Origin of the sequence: Flavobacterium sp. WV_118_3, from assembly GCF_039778605.1 — a bacterium.
Classification (GTDB): Bacteria; Bacteroidota; Bacteroidia; order Flavobacteriales; family Flavobacteriaceae; genus Flavobacterium.
Genome location: NZ_CP156060.1, coordinates 72,482 through 90,568 on the forward strand (window position 1 = coordinate 72,482; position 18,087 = coordinate 90,568).

General features: G+C 39.2%; 20 protein-coding genes. 13 read left to right on the forward strand and 7 right to left on the reverse strand.

The genetic code is table 11. From position 1 onward, the window contains the following. The first annotated feature begins 73 nt into the window (after positions 1-73). Positions 74-1,357, forward strand: a complete 1,284-nt coding sequence (gene kynU, locus ABFU83_RS00315; protein ID WP_347068002.1) for a kynureninase — start codon at positions 74-76, stop codon at positions 1,355-1,357. Positions 1,358-1,479: 122 nt separating this feature from the next. Further along, entirely contained in the window at positions 1,480-2,562 is a 1,083-nt protein-coding gene (locus ABFU83_RS00320; protein WP_136403608.1) for an agmatinase family protein, read from the forward strand. A gap of 29 nt (positions 2,563-2,591) precedes the next feature. Here the strand turns inward: ABFU83_RS00320 and ABFU83_RS00325 are convergent, their stop codons facing one another. Continuing rightward, on the reverse strand, positions 2,592-2,750 hold the full coding sequence (locus tag ABFU83_RS00325; protein ID WP_347068003.1) for a lmo0937 family membrane protein: 159 nt from the start codon (positions 2,748-2,750) through the stop codon (positions 2,592-2,594). Between the two features lie 221 nt (positions 2,751-2,971). Between ABFU83_RS00325 and ABFU83_RS00330 the strand changes: the two genes are divergently transcribed. Continuing rightward, positions 2,972-4,318, forward strand: coding sequence for an NAD(P)/FAD-dependent oxidoreductase (locus ABFU83_RS00330; RefSeq protein WP_347068005.1), 1,347 nt, complete (start codon positions 2,972-2,974; stop codon positions 4,316-4,318). Positions 4,319-4,402: 84 nt separating this feature from the next. On the opposite strand, the gene ABFU83_RS00335 is transcribed toward ABFU83_RS00330, so the two are convergent. From ABFU83_RS00335 to ABFU83_RS00345, 3 genes are read right to left on the reverse strand one after another with little or no spacing between them, the layout of a single operon-like run. Beyond that, positions 4,403-4,765, reverse strand: coding sequence for a cupin domain-containing protein (locus ABFU83_RS00335; RefSeq protein WP_347068007.1), 363 nt, complete (start codon positions 4,763-4,765; stop codon positions 4,403-4,405). A 6-nt stretch (positions 4,766-4,771) separates the two neighbouring features. Beyond that, positions 4,772-5,140 carry a DMT family protein gene (locus ABFU83_RS00340; protein ID WP_136403604.1) on the reverse strand — a complete coding sequence of 123 codons (369 nt, stop codon included), beginning with the start codon at positions 5,138-5,140 and terminating at the stop codon, positions 4,772-4,774. 2 nt (positions 5,141-5,142) lie between these two features. Then, positions 5,143-6,660 carry a helicase HerA-like domain-containing protein gene (locus ABFU83_RS00345; protein ID WP_347068010.1) on the reverse strand — a complete coding sequence of 506 codons (1,518 nt, stop codon included), beginning with the start codon at positions 6,658-6,660 and terminating at the stop codon, positions 5,143-5,145. A gap of 367 nt (positions 6,661-7,027) precedes the next feature. On the opposite strand from ABFU83_RS00345, the gene ABFU83_RS00350 reads away from it, so the two are divergent. The 8 genes from ABFU83_RS00350 to ABFU83_RS00385 all read left to right on the forward strand — a co-directional run bounded on the left by ABFU83_RS00350 (position 7,028) and on the right by ABFU83_RS00385 (position 14,181). Continuing rightward, positions 7,028-7,864, forward strand: coding sequence for a MotA/TolQ/ExbB proton channel family protein (locus ABFU83_RS00350; protein WP_347068012.1), 837 nt, complete (start codon positions 7,028-7,030; stop codon positions 7,862-7,864). 79 nt (positions 7,865-7,943) lie between these two features. Then, positions 7,944-8,558 carry a biopolymer transporter ExbD gene (locus ABFU83_RS00355; RefSeq protein ID WP_347068013.1) on the forward strand — a complete coding sequence of 205 codons (615 nt, stop codon included), beginning with the start codon at positions 7,944-7,946 and terminating at the stop codon, positions 8,556-8,558. 20 nt (positions 8,559-8,578) lie between these two features. Then, positions 8,579-9,133, forward strand: a complete 555-nt coding sequence (locus ABFU83_RS00360; RefSeq protein ID WP_347068015.1) for a biopolymer transporter ExbD — start codon at positions 8,579-8,581, stop codon at positions 9,131-9,133. Positions 9,134-9,164: 31 nt separating this feature from the next. Further along, a complete protein-coding gene (locus ABFU83_RS00365; protein WP_300484734.1) occupies positions 9,165-9,989 on the forward strand; it encodes an energy transducer TonB in 825 nt (274 codons plus the stop codon). A gap of 332 nt (positions 9,990-10,321) precedes the next feature. Beyond that, positions 10,322-11,242 carry a substrate-binding domain-containing protein gene (locus ABFU83_RS00370; RefSeq protein WP_347068018.1) on the forward strand — a complete coding sequence of 307 codons (921 nt, stop codon included), beginning with the start codon at positions 10,322-10,324 and terminating at the stop codon, positions 11,240-11,242. A gap of 38 nt (positions 11,243-11,280) precedes the next feature. After that, complete coding sequence (locus ABFU83_RS00375) at positions 11,281-12,939, forward strand: tetratricopeptide repeat protein (protein WP_347068020.1); 1,659 nt, start codon at positions 11,281-11,283, stop codon at positions 12,937-12,939. A 161-nt stretch (positions 12,940-13,100) separates the two neighbouring features. Then, on the forward strand, positions 13,101-13,733 hold the full coding sequence (locus ABFU83_RS00380; protein WP_347070186.1) for a 7-carboxy-7-deazaguanine synthase QueE: 633 nt from the start codon (positions 13,101-13,103) through the stop codon (positions 13,731-13,733). A gap of 40 nt (positions 13,734-13,773) precedes the next feature. After that, positions 13,774-14,181: a DUF2059 domain-containing protein gene (locus ABFU83_RS00385; protein ID WP_347068022.1), complete on the forward strand. Its 408-nt coding sequence runs from the start codon at positions 13,774-13,776 to the stop codon at positions 14,179-14,181. A 62-nt stretch (positions 14,182-14,243) separates the two neighbouring features. Here ABFU83_RS00385 and ABFU83_RS00390 read toward each other — a convergent pair whose 3' ends face one another. Then, entirely contained in the window at positions 14,244-14,960 is a 717-nt protein-coding gene (locus tag ABFU83_RS00390) for a class I SAM-dependent methyltransferase (protein ID WP_347068024.1), read from the reverse strand. A gap of 59 nt (positions 14,961-15,019) precedes the next feature. Here ABFU83_RS00390 and ABFU83_RS00395 point away from each other — a divergent pair, with 59 nt between their 5' ends. Both ABFU83_RS00395 and ABFU83_RS00400 read left to right on the forward strand, forming a co-directional pair. Further along, on the forward strand, positions 15,020-15,514 hold the full coding sequence (locus ABFU83_RS00395) for a YkgJ family cysteine cluster protein (protein ID WP_347068026.1): 495 nt from the start codon (positions 15,020-15,022) through the stop codon (positions 15,512-15,514). Between the two features lies 1 nt (position 15,515). After that, positions 15,516-15,923, forward strand: a complete 408-nt coding sequence (locus ABFU83_RS00400) for a PH domain-containing protein (protein ID WP_347068028.1) — start codon at positions 15,516-15,518, stop codon at positions 15,921-15,923. 18 nt (positions 15,924-15,941) lie between these two features. Here ABFU83_RS00400 and ABFU83_RS00405 read toward each other — a convergent pair whose 3' ends face one another. Beyond that, positions 15,942-16,706 (reverse strand): LytTR family DNA-binding domain-containing protein, encoded by a 765-nt coding sequence (locus ABFU83_RS00405; RefSeq protein ID WP_347068030.1) that lies wholly within the window; start codon positions 16,704-16,706, stop codon positions 15,942-15,944. Between the two features lie 60 nt (positions 16,707-16,766). Continuing rightward, positions 16,767-18,086, reverse strand: coding sequence for a RagB/SusD family nutrient uptake outer membrane protein (locus tag ABFU83_RS00410; RefSeq protein WP_347068032.1), 1,320 nt, complete (start codon positions 18,084-18,086; stop codon positions 16,767-16,769). Position 18,087: the final 1 nt, after the last annotated feature.

Below are 18,087 nucleotides of genomic sequence, written 5' to 3' on the forward strand. Positions count from 1 at the left end.
AATATCTGTATTGTAATAACAAACGCAAAAATTTATTTTTTCTTATTTTTACGCGAAACCAAAATAATAAACAATGACATTTCAAAATACACGTGAATTTGCGAGACAGCTGGATGAAAAAGATGTATTGGCAAAGTATCGAAGCGAATTTATTTTTCCGAAGGTAAATGGAAAACAGGTAATCTATTTTACCGGTAATTCTTTGGGATTACAACCTAAAAGAACCAAAGCCTATGTGGATGAGATCATGGACGATTGGGGAAATCTGGCGGTAGAAGGTCATTTTTATGCTGACAAACCGTGGTGGGATTATCACGAACGTTTTGCCGCGCCTTTAAGTACGGTGGTGGGAGCCAAACCAAGCGAGGTGACGGTAATGAATACCCTAACAGTAAATCTGCATTTGTTGATGGTAACGTTTTACCGACCAACAGCTAAAAAATATAAAATCATTTGCGAGGAAAAAGCATTTCCAAGTGATCAATACATGTTCCAAAGTCAGGTGCATTTTCATGGCTTGGATCCAAAAGATACCATCGTGGAAATCAAACGCAGAGAAGGGGAGCACAATATCCGCCTGGAAGATGTGTTGGCGAAGATCGATGAGGTAGGTGATGAGTTGGCTTTGGTGTTGATTGGTGGAGTGAATTATTATACCGGACAGGTTTTTGATATGAAAACGATTACCGAAGCGGGTCATAAATATGGCGCGTATGTAGGTTGGGATCTGGCGCATGCAGCGGGAAATATTAAATTACAATTACACGACTGGAATGTTGATTTTGCGGCTTGGTGTAGTTATAAATATATGAACTCCGGACCGGGAAATGCTTCCGGTTGTTTTATCCACGAAATGCATCATAACGATACCAGCTTGCCACGTTTTGCCGGATGGTGGGGACATAATAAAGAGCGCCGTTTTAAAATGGAGCCGCAATTCGATCCGGTTCGTGGTGCCGATGGATGGCAAATTAGTAACTTACCGGTAATCTCGTTGGCGCCGTATTTGGCATCTGTCGAAATGTTTGCCGAAGTAGGAATGGACAAGCTAATCGAAAAAAGAGATTTGCTAACGGCTTATCTGGAATTTATTCTTCAGGAAGTGGATAAAGAAGTGGAAAGTGAATTCGAAGTAATCACACCGTCCGATCCGACGCAAAGAGCGTGTCAGTTGTCGGTGTTTTTACATGGTGAAGGAAGAGCACTTTTTGATTATCTGATGAAAAATGGCGTGATCACCGACTGGCGGGAACCGAATGTGATCCGTTTGGCTCCGGTACCGTTCTATTGTTCGTTCGAAGACATGTATGAATTTGGACAAATTTTACGCGAAGGAATTTTGAATAAAAGCAAATAGTTATAAAATCTAAAAAGACCGGAAATCTCTGGTCTTTTTTTTGGAAATATTTTTTTCTGAATTCTGCTAATGCTACTATCTTTGTACACATTAGTTGTAAACGTACCATTATAAAAAGTAAAATGAACAAACAGCAAAAAATAGAAAGTTTTGATCCGTCACAACCGGGATTGGCCGATGCAAGTGTATTTGGATTACCCTTTACTGCCGAAGAAAGTGAGATTATAATTGTACCGGTGCCGTGGGAAGTTACCGTGAGCTACGGAGCGGGAACTTCTGAAGGACCGAATGCCATTTTAGACGCTTCTTTTCAGGTAGATTTACAACATCAGGAGTTTCCGGAATTGTGGAAATTAGGAATATATATGGATGAAGCGCCGGAACACTGGGCGACGAATTCCGCAAAATATAAAAGTCTGGCGCAACCGATTATCGAAGCATTGGAAGCAGGTGAAGATGTTGCAACATTCCCGGCTTTACAATCGGATTTGGATAAGATCAATAAGGTGTGTAAAGACTTGAAAAACGAGGTGAAAGACCGTGTTTTACATTGGATGAAACAAGGTAAAAAAGTGGTTTTACTTGGCGGTGATCACAGTACACCGTTAGGATACTATGAGGCGTTGGCATCACAACACGAAAGTTTTGGTATTCTGCATTTGGATGCACATATGGATTTGCGAATTGCCTACGAAGGGTTTACTTATTCGCATGCTTCGATTATGTATAATACATTGCAAATTCCGCAGGTTTCTAAAATTGTTCAGGTTGGCATCCGCGATTTCTGCGAACAGGAAGTCGAAGTGGCTCAAAAAGAAGGAAACCGCGTATTGGTACATACCGATATGGACTTGAAAGCCGAAACGTTTGAAGGGAAAACCTGGGCGCAGCAATGTGATGATATCATTGCATCCTTGCCGGAAAAAGTGTGTATTTCCTTTGATATCGACGGTATGTATCCATGGTATTGCCCGAATACGGGAACACCGGTACCGGGAGGATTCTCGTTTGAGCAGGCAGCTTATTTGTTAAGCCGATTGGCGGAAACGAATAAAGAAATCATTGGTTTTGACCTGGTGGAAGTCGCTCCGGGTGATGATGACTGGGACGGAAATGTTGGAGCAAGAATGTTGTTTCATATGTGTGGTGTTCTGGCTAAATCGCAAAAACGAAACGTCGGACAAAAAATAAAATTCAACCGATAAAAAAATCCCCATTCGGGGATTTTTTGTTTTTATAGTTTTTTGCCGGTCGCCAATCGGTATAAAATACCAATAACGGCCAGTATTAATAAAATATGGATGAAACTGCCAACAGCTTCCCGAAAACCGAAATAACCAACCAGCCATCCCAGTAGTAAGACAACTATAATTAACCAGACTAAATCTTTCATAATAAATAGTTTTTAAGTTGTTATCTTAAAAATAATACTATTTATTCGAAAATGTTTAAAATTTAATAAAAAATTAAGGTTCTTGTTGTTTTTTAAAGATTTTGTGAAAGGGTGGAATTTGGGTTTCCGGTAAAAGTGAAAATTATAATAAAATCAGTATAAAACGGCTGTGGTTCTTTATTTATTAAGTATTTTTACGCCAATTATTTACAACAGATTTCATGCAAACGCAGCAACGTATAGCCATTGTTGGCTCTGGCTTGGTAGGAACATTATTGGGAATATATCTGAGAAAAGCGGGACATGTTGTTCACGTTTATGATAGAAGCCCGGATGTTCGGAAAATAGCCTTTTCCGGCCGATCAATCAATTTGGCGATGTCACACAGAGGTTGGAAAGCACTGGATGGCGCAGGAATAGGAGATCGTATTCGGGAAGTAGCCATTCCGATGGATAAAAGAGCGATACATCTGGTAGATAAAGAGCTGGCCTATCAGCCTTACGGAATTGATGGCGAAAGTATTTATTCGATTTCAAGAGGCGGATTAAACCGTTTGATGCTGACACTGGCTGAAGAAGTCGGCGTGGAGTTCTTTTTTGAAAAGAAAATCTGGGATGTAACACTGGCCGATGCGACACTTCATATCGGCGAAACCGAAAAAGGGGCCTGGGAAGAACTGAAATACGATAAAGTTTTCGGTGCTGATGGTGCTTTTTCGAGAGTACGTCACCGCATGCAACGCCAAAACCGTTTTGATTATTCTCAGGATTTTCTCGACACCGGTTATAAAGAATTAAATATACCCGCCAATCCGGACGGGACACATAAACTCGATAAAAATTCGTTTCATATATGGCCGCGCGGGGCTTTTATGTTGATCGCTTTGCCGAATATGGACGGAAGTTTTACCTGTACTTTATTTATGCCATTTGAAGGAGAAAATTCCTTTGAAGCGCTTCACGACAGGGAAGCAGTGGAAGGGTTCTTTCAGCAATATTTCCCGGATACCTTACAGGTAATCCCGGAGTTGGTTAATGATTTCTTTAAAAATCCTACCAGTTCCTTGGTAACCATGCGGTGTTATCCGTGGACGTATGGCGATAAAGTCGCGTTAATCGGTGATGCGGCACATGCTATTGTACCGTTTTACGGACAAGGGATGAATGCCGGTTTTGAAGATATTACCTGTTTAGCCGGATTGATGGAGCAGTTTGGAGATGATTGGGAGACTATTTTTAAAGAATATCAGGTAATTCGTAAGCCTAATGCCGATGCTATTGCCGAATTGTCGTACCGTAATTTTATGGAAATGAGTACGAAAACGGCCGATGAAAAATTCCTGCTACAAAAGAAAATCGAAAAGTGGTTTGCGTTAAAACATCCGGAAAAATGGTTGCCGTTATATGATCGGGTAACGTTTAGCTACCGACCGTATTCGGAAGCATTGGCAATTGGAAATCATCAGAATGCCATAATGGAAGAGATCATGAAAATTCCGGGTATCGAAACCCAATGGGAAACGGAAGAAGTCGAAAAGAAAATTTTAGAACTGTTACAACAGTCGTAATATAAAAAGGGTTACTTTATTCTAGAGTAACCCTTTTTATTAGTTACACCTGAGAGGTTTTTAAAACCTGTCAGGTGTGCTATTTTATTCTTCACGATGTACGGCTTCGATTGTAAAAGCCGGTAAGCACACCGAAAGGTATTCGCAAGGCTCGTCAAACGGATTGGAATATTGGATTCGGGCATTTTTTTCAATTCGGATCGATTGACCTGCTTCCAGAATAATTGTATCACCTTCGATGATAAATTGTTTTTTGCCTGTAATGATATAAGTGTATTCGTCAAATTCGGGTGTCTGGAACGGTTCGCTCCAATGTGGCGGTGCGATCATACGGGCAATCGAAATTTCGGTATTGCCGGTAGCGATTTTACCGTGATGTTCTTCAATATGCTTACCGTCTGTCGTGGGAACTATAAACGGAGCGCTTTGGATTTGATATTTTTTCATAATCGGTTATTTTTTAAAGATAAAATATACAGCCAGTATCAGAAAGCAAAAACCAACGGCATGGTTCCAGCGGAACGTTTCGTTTTTAAAGAACAGCAGGGAGAAAATCACGAATATGACAAGTGTGATGACTTCCTGAATTACTTTTAATTGCATCAGACTAAACGGTCCACCGTTACCCTGAAACCCAATTTTATTGGCCGGAACCTGGAACATATATTCAAAAAGCGCCAATCCCCAACTGATCAATACAATGGTGATCAATCCGGCATTTTCAAACCATTTCAATTCTTTAAATTTTAAATGACCATACCAGGCCAGAGTCATAAAAATATTGGAGAGAATTAATAATCCTATAGTTAGATAGCCTTTCATGGTTATTTGTTAAGTATTTTGGAAAGGATGCCAAAAGCACCTCGTATAAAAGTGGCGCTTGTTAGTACTTTTACGATCGGGTTCATAGCCGAACCCTGACGCGGTTCCGAACGCTGCGCTTCTTTTGCTTCGGTCTTGCGTTGCTGTTCCTGAACAGCGGCTTCCTGAGCGGTTTCGATTTTTTTGTTCAGGATTTCATAAGCGCTCTCGCGGTCAATTGTTTCCTGATATTTTTTAACCAGTTTCGAATTGTTGTTGATCGTATCGATCTCACTTTGAGTCAGAATGTCCATACGACTCATCGGTGCGCGCATCATACAAGCGGCCAATGGAGTTGGAATCCCTTTTTCGTTTAAAGCGGTAACCAAAGCTTCACCAATTCCCAATTGCGTGATTACTTCGTCGGTTTTGTAAAACTCAGAAAGCGGATAATTTTCAGCAGTCATTTTAATCGCTTTACGGTCGTTGGCGGTAAAGGCACGTAAGGCATGTTGTATTTTAAGACCCAATTGCGCCAAAACGCCATTCGGAACATCGGTCGGATTTTGGGTGATAAAGTAAATCCCAATTCCTTTGGAACGGATTAGTTTTACGATGGTTTCAATCTGATCCAATAAGGCTTTGCTGGCCTGATCAAATATTAAGTGGGCTTCGTCAATAAAAATAACAAGCTCCGGACGTCCGCTATCGCCTTGTTCCGGCATCTGACTGTAGATTTCGGCTAATAAACAAAGCATAAAAGTCGAAAAAAGCTTGGGTTTATCCTGTATATCAGTAAGTCGGATGATGTTGATATAGCCATTCCCGTTGCTGTCGATTCGCATCAGATCGTTGATGTCAAACGACAATTCCCCAAAGAAAATATCGGCACCTTGTTGTTCCAGTTCAATGATTTTTCGTAAAATGGAACCGGTAGAAGCCGTTGAAATCCGACCGTATTCCTTTTCGAATTCGGCTTTACCTTCCTCAGTAGCATATTGTAGCAACTTTTTAAAATCTTTCAGATCCAATAAAGGTATCTGATGATCATCACAATATTTAAAAATAACGGAAACCACACCGCTTTGGGTATCGTTTAAATCCAGAATACGGGAGAATAGTACTGGTCCGAATTCGGAAACTGTAGCCCGTAAACGAACACCGTCTTGTTTGGATAAGGTGAGTAATTCTACCGGAAACGCTTTGGTTTCGTAAGGAATGCCCATTTTTTCATGGCGTTCGGTAATAAAAGGTTTTACTTCACCGGGCATAGCGATACCACTAAAGTCACCTTTGATATCCATCATCACTACGGGAATTCCGTTTTGAGATAATTGTTCGGAAAGTACTTGTATGGTCTTGGTTTTTCCGGTTCCGGTAGCACCGGCGATCAATCCGTGGCGGTTGATGGTTTTTAATGGGATTTTTATCAGTGTATCCGGAACGCCTTCACCATTTAGAAGGGCGCCTCCCAGTATGATATGTTCTCCTTTACAGTCGTATCCAGTACGTATGGATTCTGAAAATTTGGTAGCTGTCATGTTGATTGTAGCAATAGTATTACGAAATTGACTTATTACAAATATACAAAACCATTTTGTTCCTGTTTATGGCTTTATGATGATGAAATTACGGCTTTATTATAAAAAAACAGTAAAAGATAACAATACTGAAAGAATAATAGTAACAATAAAGCGTTATTAATTTAAAGTTATGTTAATAGTTGTTTGGGAATTTAAAAAGAAAAGTATACTCATTGTTAAATAATTTGTTGTACGTGCTTAAAAAAAATGCTTTTTATTTTTTTATTTACTCTAAAAACATAAATTTGCGAATCTTATAAGGCGAAAATATTCATTTTGTAAGAAGGTAGTTATAATAAAATCAAAAAACTAAAAATTAAAAAAAATGACAAAAGTATCTAACGAAAATGTTGGGAAGGGAGCTAGCTCTAACGGATCAAGTTTATTTGCAGGTTTCGCTATCGTAATCTGTATCGTAATCGGAATTTTGATTTGGAAATTCGTAATGGGTCATCCATCAAACTTTGTTAATGGTGATCCTAATGGTCATCCACTACCCGGAAACTATCTAGGAATGGTATTCAAAGGTGGATACATCGTTCCTGTGTTAATGGGATTGTTTTTGATGACTGTAGTATTTTCAATCGAACGTTTCTTCGTTATCTCTAAAGCAGCTGGTAAAGGGAATATCGAATCTTTCGTTAAAAATGTACAGGGGTTAATCAACCAAGGTAAAATTGAAGAAGCTATCGCAGAATGTGATACACAACAAGGATCAGTAGCTAACGTAGTTAGAGCTGGTTTAACGAAATACCAAGAAGTTAAAAAAGAAGGATTTGATAGCGAAAAAGCTACTGAAACAATCCAGAAAGAAATCGAAGAAGCTACTTCATTGGAAATGCCAATGTTAGAGAAAAACTTAACAATTATCGCGACTTTAGTATCTATCGGTACGTTAATGGGTCTATTGGGAACGGTATCGGGTATGATTAAAGCGTTCTCTGGATTAGCTGCAGCAGGTGCGCCGGATCAGGCAGCATTAGCAACAGGTATCTCGGAAGCACTTATCAACACGGCTACTGGTATTGGTACGTCTACTTTAGCGATTATCTCTTACAACATCTTTACATCTAAGATTGATAAATTAACTTACTCTATCGACGAGGCTGGTTTTGCAATCACGCAAACTTACAGACGTTTCAAAGCGCGTAACAACGCATAATTGAGTAAAGAGTTAATTTAATAATCAGTTGCAGTGAAAAGGTCAATTGTTTTGACTGCAATTATAATTCTAATAGAGAATGGCTAAAGCAAAAATGAAAAAGAAGAGCACTAGGATCGACATGACCGCGATGTGTGACGTGGCGTTCCTACTCTTGTCTTTCTTTGTAATGACATCTACAGCAAAGCTTCCTGAGCCACTTCCGGTAGATACGCCTGCTTCTACGGTACAAACAAAATTGCCGGATTCCGATTTGGCAACCATCACCGTAGGTAAGGAAAAAGTATTCTTCGGAGTAGTAGGTAAGGATATCAGAATTCTGACTTTGGAAAAGATAGGTGAAAAATACAATATAGAATTTTCAGACAAGGAGAAAAAACAATTCTCTCTTGTAGATGGATTTGGAGTGCCAGTTGGTAGTTTAAAGCAATTATTGGCTTTAACCGGAGAAGAGCGTAATAAAGAAGGTCTTCAACCAGGTATTCCGTATGATTCGACCGACAATCAATTAAGAGAGTGGTTACTTGCAGCCCGTTTAGCGACAAAAGAGTTAAACAATGCCGAGCTTAAGATTGCTATCAAAGGTGATGCGAAAGAAGAATATCCAACCGTAAAAAGGGTAATCGATATTCTACAGAAACAAAAAGTAAACAGGTTTTTCCTGGTTACCGGTTTGAGAAGCGAAGATTTTTAATTTAAAAAGAAACTGTAGAAATGGCAGAATTAAATACAGGCGGCGGTGACGGTAAAGGCAAGAAAGTAAGAAGTAAAAAACAAGACGCCGGTGTCGATTTGACAGCGATGGTGGATTTGGCATTCTTATTGATTACTTTCTTTATGTTAACGACTTCGTTGTCAAAACCTCAGTCAATGAATTTGGCAATGCCGGATAAAGATCCAGATAAAAAGGATAATGTTGAATTAACAGTTCCTGATGATCGTTCGTTAACGATTTTGATCGGAAAAGACAATAAAATCTTATGGTTTAAAGGTCAGCCGGGTTCGCCTCTTGAAGGGCCAACAGCAGCTGGTTTTGGAAAAGAAGGAATTCGTAAGGTGATTTTAGATCAGATTGAGAAAGTTAAAGGAATCTACGGAGCTGATCCGAAAAAAGGTCTGATCGTAGTAATCAAACCAACAGAAAAATCCAACTATAAAAACTTAGTGGATATTTTGGATGAAATGGCAATTACTTCGGTTCCGACTTATGCAATTGTGGATATTACACCTGAAGAACTTAAAATGTTAGACAAAGAAGGAATGAATTAATTCCTTTGCGCTAATTTTAAAAAACGAAATTATGTCAAGATTAAACATATTTAAAAAAGGGTGGATTGATATGGTTTTCGAAGGCCGAAACAAGGCTTACGGTGCCTATCAGTTACGTTCAGAAAACCCTAAAACCACAACAAGAGCTCTGGCTATCGGGATTTTGTTGTTCGGTTCTGCGGTTAGCGCTCCTTTGGTTACCAGATATCTTTCCGATACACTTAGTAGCAAAAAAGAGGAGAAGCTGGACAAGGTGATCGAGACGGCTTTATTGCCACCTCCACCAAAAGATGAACCGGTATTACCACCACCACCGCCGGAACCACCAAAATCGATTAACGATCAGGTGAAATTCCCACCACCAAAGGTTGTGGATAAAAAATTGGTTCGTGATGAAGATCCGCCAACGGTAAAAGACCTGGAAACGGCCGACCCTGGACAAAAGAATATCAAAGGGGATAAAGAAGCCGGGGATATCAATATCGATAAACCATCCGGAGAAGGACCGAAAGGTTCTGATATCGTAGAAGAAAACCCGAACAAAGTATATATGGCCGTAGAAGTGGCGCCGGAATTCCCAGGAGGTATGGCCGGATTCAACAAATACGTTCAGAAAAACTTTAGATCACCGGAGGTAGACGAAGGCGTGAAAGTATTGCGGGTTATTGTTGGTTTCGTTGTAGAAAAAGACGGTAGCTTAACCGATATTAAAGTGCTGAGAGATCCGGGTTACGGAATGGGTAAAGAAGCAATTCGTATGTTACAAAACGCTCCTAAGTGGAAACCGGGAGTTCAGAATGGTAGAGCTGTTCGTGTAGCGTATAACTTACCAATTACAATTCAAGTAGGAGAATAATAATTTTCTATGAATATATATCAAAATTTTAGACAGAAATCGCCTAAACAGCGATTTCTGTTTGTTTTAGGACTTGTCTTCCTGTGTTTGTATCTTTTTATGGCTGCAACACTGATCATCTGGAAATCAATGCCGGTGGAGCTACCATACAGGAATAGGGTTATATTGGCCGTGATACTGATTGTTTATGCCGCAATTCGTTTTGTTAGGCTATTACAACAGGATGATAATTAAGTAAATTATAACTTTAATTTAGCAACTTCAATTTCGGTACTAGTAAAAAAGGACTAACTTTGTAGCTAACCTTATTCAAAATTGAGTTGATTTTCTTTATGAAAAAGAATATTTTTAGATTGGGATTACTTTTCGGGATTAGCTTGCTTGCTATCCAGATGGGATGTAAAAAATCAGAAGCTGCGACCGAGGAATTTGATGAAACTCCGGTATCCGGTAAAGCAACGGTTCTGGTTGAGGAAACCATCTTTCCGATTATTGATGACGAAGCAATACTTTTTCAAAATGAATACGATCGGGCAAAACTAACGCTGGAACAAAAAACGGAGACCGAAATACTACAATCCATTTACCAGCAGAAATCCCAGATCGTCGTTTTACCCCGAACTCTGGATTCGCTGGAATTGAAAAATTTCAGAAGCAAACAAATTATTCCCCGTATTACCGAAATCGGAACCGATGCCGTGGCGTTTATTGTAAATGCCAAACAGGCCGATTCGACGATTACAACTGAGGAAATTGTGTCCGTGATGTTGGGGAAAAAGTCCACAAAAATCAAAAACCTGGTGTTTGATAATGCCAATTCCAGTACGGTTAGAACGCTAAAAGAATTTGCCGGAGTAAAAGAATTGCCTGCAAATGGCGTTTTCTCACTAAAATCAAACGGAGAATTACTCAATTATATCGCCGACCATAGCGATGCGGTTGGTGTTATTGGCGTTAACTGGTTGTTACAAACGCCACGGGAATTGCAAAATGCCGTTTTAAATGTTAAAGTTTTAGGGGTAAATAACAATAAACTTAAGAATAATAAGTTCTTTAAACCAACACAAAATAACATTGCAACTGGAGAATACCCGGTTACCCGAAAATTATATATGTTAAATTTTCAGGGAACAACCGGTTTAGGCATGGGGTTTGCCTCTTTTGTAGCAGGGCAGAAAGGTCAACGCATTATGCTAAAGTCTGGACTGGTACCCGCTATTATGCCAACAAGGGAAATCCAGGTGCGTAATTAAATTTAGAAAACCAAATAATAATAAATAAGACTATAAAAATGAAGAATGTAAAAGTTTTTAGTTTGTTACTGTCTGTGATTGGTACAGCCACTTTTGCACAGGATTTGGAGCAGGCGAAAAAAGCAGTTGATGCAGAGCAGTATGAAAAAGCAAAAAAGATATTAAAATCGTTAGTAGTGTCGGATCCAAATAATGGTAGAAACTTTTTCTATCTTGGAGATTTATATCTTAACGAACAAGCGACCGACTCCGCTAAAATTTTCTTTGAAAAAGGTTTGGCAGCCAAAGATAAAGGTGCTATCAACTACATCGGTCTGGGAGAAATTAACCTGGATAACGGTGATGGTTTTGGGGCGGAAGCTAATTTTGCCAAAGCCACAAAAGATATTAAAAAGAAAGATACCGAAGAATTTTTATTAATCGGTAGAGCCTATACAAAATCGGAAAGACCGGATTATAAAAAAGCAGTTGAAAACCTGAAAAAAGTTTTAGTTGTTGATCCAAAATCCGCGCAGGCGTATTTAAGTCTGGGTGATGCGTATTACGGAGAACGTAATACCAACGAAGCGTATAGCGCTTATCGTAACGCCTACGATTATGATAACACCTTGTTGATGGCTAAAATCAAATTGGCGGTGATCACTAAAAATGCAAAAGCATTCCCGGAAGCAGTAAAATCATTCAACGAAATCGTGGCTACAAATCCTAATTATGGTCCGGTTTACAGAGAATTAGCGGAAACGTATTACCACTGGGGTGCTAGTGAAACATCAAACTATAATGCTTATGTGAAAAAAGCATTGGAGTACTATGAGAAATATATGAGCTTGACCGATTATTCGTTAGAGTCTCGTATGCGTCATGCCGACTTCCTGATTTTAGCAAAAGATTATAAAGCTTTGGAAGCGGAAGCCAAAAAAATGCAACAGTTAGACAAAGTAAATCCTAGAATCTTACGTTATTTAGGATACTCGGCTCACGAAAATGGAAACCACCAGGAAAGTGTGAAAGCTTTAAATGAGTATATTTCTAAAGTGGAAGCGAAGAAAATTATCGCCAGAGATTACCTGTATTTAGGTTTGGCTAAAATCGCTTTGTCTAAAGGAGCAGATGGAAAATATGAAAAAGGAATGTACGATCAGGGAATAGAAGAGCTTAACAAAGCGGTTGAAAAAGATCCTGTTATTGCTACTGAATTAAACGAAATCGGATTAAAACTTTTCAAAGAGAAATTCTATAGAGAAGCCGGAAAAATCTTCGAAGTGGCGGTTAAAAACCAAAAATCGAAAAACTTCCTGTATGATAACTTCTATTTAGGATATGCACTATACTTTGATTATGATGAGAAAACATCGCCAAAAGACGAGTTGGTAAAAGCAGATGCAGCCTTTACAAATGTAATTGCAGCTTCGCCAACAACTCAGGATGCACACTTATACAAAGCCAAAGTAAACCGTGTGATGGATACGCCGGAATCTAAAAAAGTAATGGTTTCATCATACGAGCAATATGTTAAAATTGTAAAAGAAAAAGGAGAAACGGAAAAAGCTAAAAACAACCTGATCGAAGCCTATACGTATGTTGGAGCCTACTATGCCAACAATGGTGAAAAAGCCAAAGCTATAGAAAACCTTAAGGAGTTATTAGTATTGGAACCAGGTAACAAATACGCTACCGATACCTTGAAAAAATTGTAATAACAACCGTTTGTTATAGTAGAGAAGCCGATGAATTTTCATCGGCTTTTTATTTTGTGTTTCAGTCAATTGATAAACTTTAGTTAATTCTGAATAAGCTTTTTATGTTTTACAGCGATAAAAAAGCAAAATCCGTATCTTTGCAGACTATTTTAGAAAAAATGCTGAAAAAAGAAATTCAATTAGCGGTAGAAAAAGGTGAGATGTTGCCTTTAATGGAGGAATTTTACACCATTCAGGGGGAAGGATATCACACCGGAACGGCGGCTTATTTTATCCGAATAGGTGGTTGTGACGTAGGATGCCACTGGTGTGATGTAAAGGAAAGCTGGAATGCCGAATTGCATCCGCCAACCGAAACGGATCTGATTGTAGCCAATGCTAAAAAATATGCAGAAACCGTTGTGATTACCGGTGGAGAACCGTTAACCTGGAATATGGAACCGTTAACGGCGAAATTAAAAGAGCAGGATCTTAGAGTTCATATTGAGACTTCGGGAGCTTATCCGCTATCCGGAACCTGGGATTGGATTTGTTTGTCTCCAAAAAAGACAAAATTGCCTCAGGAAGATGTGTATGCGCAGGCGCATGAATTAAAGATGATTATTCATAATAAACACGACTTTTTATTTGCCGAAGAACAGGCAGCCAAAGTAAACGATAAGGCCATATTGTTCCTGCAACCGGAGTGGAGTAAAAAGGAAGAAATGACGCCTTTAATTGTCGATTATGTGATGAATAATCCAAAATGGAGGGTTTCGCTGCAAACGCATAAATATTTGAATATTCCATAAAAAGACTTATATTTATCGACCATTAATTAATTAAAAAACGATGAAAAAAATAGTTTTAACATTTGCCTTGGTACTTGCAGCGCAAATCGGAATGGCACAAACCAATGAGGCCTTCAAAAAAGACGTATTAAAGGTAATTGAAGTAACCGGTTCGGCAAGTCAGATGAAATTGGCTAAAGACCAGATCCTGAAAATGATTCCAAAGGAAAAACAAGCTGCTTTCCTGATTGAATTTGATGCTTCTTTACCGTCTTTATATGATAAAATCGCTAAGGTATATATGGAAGAGTATTCTCATGACGATATCAAGCAAATCTTGAAATTCTATGAAACACCGGTAGGTAAAAAAATGACTGATAAAGCTGGTGTAATCGCAGAGAAAAACATGGCGGCTAGTCAGGAGTGGGGAAGTTCACTACAAGGTATGATGATGAAATACATGCAATAATAACGGTATTTTTATTCCTATATAAAACAAAAAAGAGCCCATATTCGGGCTCTTTTTTTATGTTATAATTTAAGATGTGTCAGTCGGGCGAGATAGTCGTAATGTTCTCCTTCTTTGACCAGCTCACATTGTAAGCCATTGGCATGCGCCGCATTTTGTAAGGTGTTGTAATCGATATAAACCCAGTCAAAAGCATCCTCTTGTTGGCCTTTATAACGCACCTGGAAAACCAGTTCGCCATAATATTCCATGTCCGACGGAATCCATTTGCCTCCGTCCTCATCTTCGTCAAACATATAAATAATATCGGAACTATCGATCAGGATTTGTCCGTTTGCCGTTAAAAGGGATTTTAGTTTTTGTAAAAAGCTGGCCACACGATTGAGTTTGCCACACAATCCGGTACCGTTCATCAACAATAAAATCGTATCGTATTGTGTCGTTTCGGATAGTGTCATGACGTCCTGAACCGATACGTTTTGCAAGCCTCTTAGCCGACAAGCTTCCACGGCATTTTCGGATATGTCGATTGCCGTGATGTCCAATCCTTTTTCCTGTAAGTACAAACTGTGACTTCCGGCACCACAACCTACATCCAATATTTTTCCTTTGACCAACTGTAATGCTTTTTGTTCAATACCAGGCATATCCTCATAACCGCGGAATAAATAAGCTACAGACATACTGTCGGCTTCTGTCATCGATGTTTCGGTAATAATGTCTTCCGGCGCATTGTTTGTCTGATAATCCAGAATGGCTTTTCCAATAAGGTCTTTCATTATTTAGTTTGTATCTTATAATGGTTATTTGTTTATTTGCCAGGTGAATGATCTCCGATATGGACAATGTTATAAAAAATCTACCTAAGCTTGCCAAAGATAAGCATAACGAAAATAAAAAGTATTTCGATAAGCTGAAAAAGAAGCCGCCCAAAAATCTGGACTATGTGATGCAGGATTTGCACGATGCCGAATTCCGCAAAACGGATTGTCTGAAATGTGCGAATTGCTGTAAAACGACCGGGCCTTTGTTTACGTTGGCTGATGTGGAGCGAATTGCGAAACACTTTCGCTTAAAACCGCAACAGTTTATCGAAAAGTACCTGCGCATCGATGAGGATAACGATTATGTTTTGCAAAGTGTGCCGTGTACGTTTCTGGATCATGAGAATTATTGTATGATTTATGATGTCCGGCCAAAAGCGTGCCGGGAATTTCCGCATACGGATCGAAAAAAATTCCAGCAAATTGCCAATCTGACACTAAAAAATGTGGCCATATGTCCGGCAGCCTATAATATAGTGGAGGAAATGAAAAAAAAGCTACCTTTATAACATGAATGTCTACCGATCGAAAATAGATTCCGGAATTATACTCATACTGGCGATGTCATTGCTCATACCCGGTATGGTTTTTATTTCTAAAGGAGCGTGGCCTGGTTTGCTGATACTTCTAGCTGTCGGGATTTTTATAGCCTATCTGATGCGGCAGACCAAATATATCATCACCGATACAACTTTAGTGGTGAAATCGGGTTTTCTGGTGCATATAAAAATTGCGGTTTCCGATATTGTTTCGGTTACCAAAACCGATAGTATACTGAGCGCTCCGGCCAATTCGATTACCGATCGTATCGAAATTAAATATCAGGGCAAGAAAAGTGTGATCATTTCACCAAAAGAAAGAAATGCTTTTCTAAATCAGTTACTGAAAATCAATCCGGATATTCAGGTTGTACTTTAATTGGAGTAGGATTCATCTTTATTGATCCAACCACTTTTTAAAAGCATTGATTTCGTTTTTGCTAACCAATATCGGGGCACTGTCTTTGATGGTAGCATCGACTACAATTTCCACTTTTTGACTGGAATGACGGATAACTTCTTTAATCGCCGAACGGTGTAAGATATATTTCCGGTTTACTTTAAAGAAAAACTCCGGATTTAATTTGCCGATAATATCCTTGATCGTGTCATCATATAAAAAACTTGTCCCGTTTGTTGTAAAAATAAACAGGTGTTTTCCAGAGCCCATAAATGAACTGATATCGGAATCGTTGATCGAGATAAAGCGATAACCGTGATTTACCAGAAAGCGTTTTTGATACGGATCGGTACTTTTATCTTCGATAGTTGCCAACGATTGTACGGTTTGGTTAATATCGAAAGCACTTTTTATTTTTTTGTATTTGGAAAGGGCTTCCAGTAATTCCGCCTCTTCAAAAGGTTTAAGGAGATAGTCGATCGTAAAATGTTTAAACACTTTGATCGCATAAGCATCATAAGCGGTAACGAAGATGATAGGACTAGGAATGGAAATCGTCTCAAAGATGTCAAGACTTTTACCGTCGCCTAAATGGATGTCCATAAAAACAAGATCAACGGTGTTTTCCTTAAAAAAAGCAATGGCCTCTTTTACGGAGGGGAGAATGGTAATGTCTGATATCGAAAGGATCTCCTGTCGTTCTAAAATGGTTTTCAGATAACCGGAAGCAAGGTGTTCATCCTCAACAATAGCAATCTTCATTTTTACTTTTTTATGTAAAAGTAAAAAAAAGTCCCGGTTTATTGCCGGGACCTCTTGAAATTATAAATTTGGATTATTTAACTGTGCGTTTTTCGGATACGGAATAGTATACCTCGGATCGTTTTGAACCAGAGTATAATTCTCTCCATCCAGCTGGTGTATAATCTGTTTTTGGTTTACTCTTCGAAGGTCGAACCATCTGTGGCCTTCAACAGTTAGTTCTCGTCTTCTTTCTTCATACAGGTAGCTGGTAAAAGCATCTGCCGCCATCGCATTAACCTGTGTCTCTAATGGCGTATAAGCAGCCGGTGTATAACGTTTCTGCGCCAATGTCAGTAGGGTTGCTTTCGCTTGTGACAAATCACCTGATTTTACAAGTGCTTCCGCCTTAATCAGATAAAGTTCTGCCGTTCTGAAGGTACATTTCTGTTCTTGTTCACCACCTTTGAGGAATTTGAAACGACTGCCTGATGCCTGAAAATATAACGGGAAACGTAAATCACCTGTTTGATTAAAGGTTCCGATCAGATCGGTTGATGCAAATGAGGCATTTTTTAGCGAGTTGATAAAATTATCTTCCAACGCCATAACCGATTCAACCGTGTTGTATTTGTTTGGAAGAACAGCAGTGGTGTTCAAATCAACCAACTGGTTTTTATAGGTCAGTGCCGTATTGGCTGCATCCAAAGCATTTTGCCATTCGTTGCGATACAAACGCACACGCGCTTCCAAAGCATAAATAGCCGCTTTCGAAAAACGATAGTTTAAACCGGTGGTTTGTGTCGGCTGGTTTAATAAACCTTTAGCCTGTTCAATATCCGATAAAATCTGATTGTAAACATTCGCTACGCTTTCCGGAATAAAATCCTGCTCCAAATCTACTTGTAATGCCAACGGAACGCCACGATCGGAACCCGAAGTCGCCACATTATACGGTTTGCCAAAAAGGTTTACCAGATCAAAATAAGTAAGAGCTCTTAACGCGTGCGCTTCTCCTAATAACTGATTTTTTTCATCGGATGTTGGAATTTTGGAACTACCGTCGTTGATTACCACATTGGTATAGAAAATAGCATTATACAATTGTGCCCATTGAAAACTTGTCGTAACCGGATCGGGATTCGCATCTTTCCAGATATAAATATCTTTGATATAGGCCAACTGATCGTCAAACTCGTTTAAGGACAATTCGTCACCTCGTAAAGTTGTGAGTGATTTGTGTTGTGGATATACACCATAAGCACGGGTCATCACGGCTCTGAAATCCTGAAGTGTTTCCGGGATTACTTTTCCTTCCGGTTTGATATCCAGATAATCATCGCAACTGGTCATCCCGATTGCCGCTAAAGCCAGAACGATATATTTTGATAGTTTTTTCATG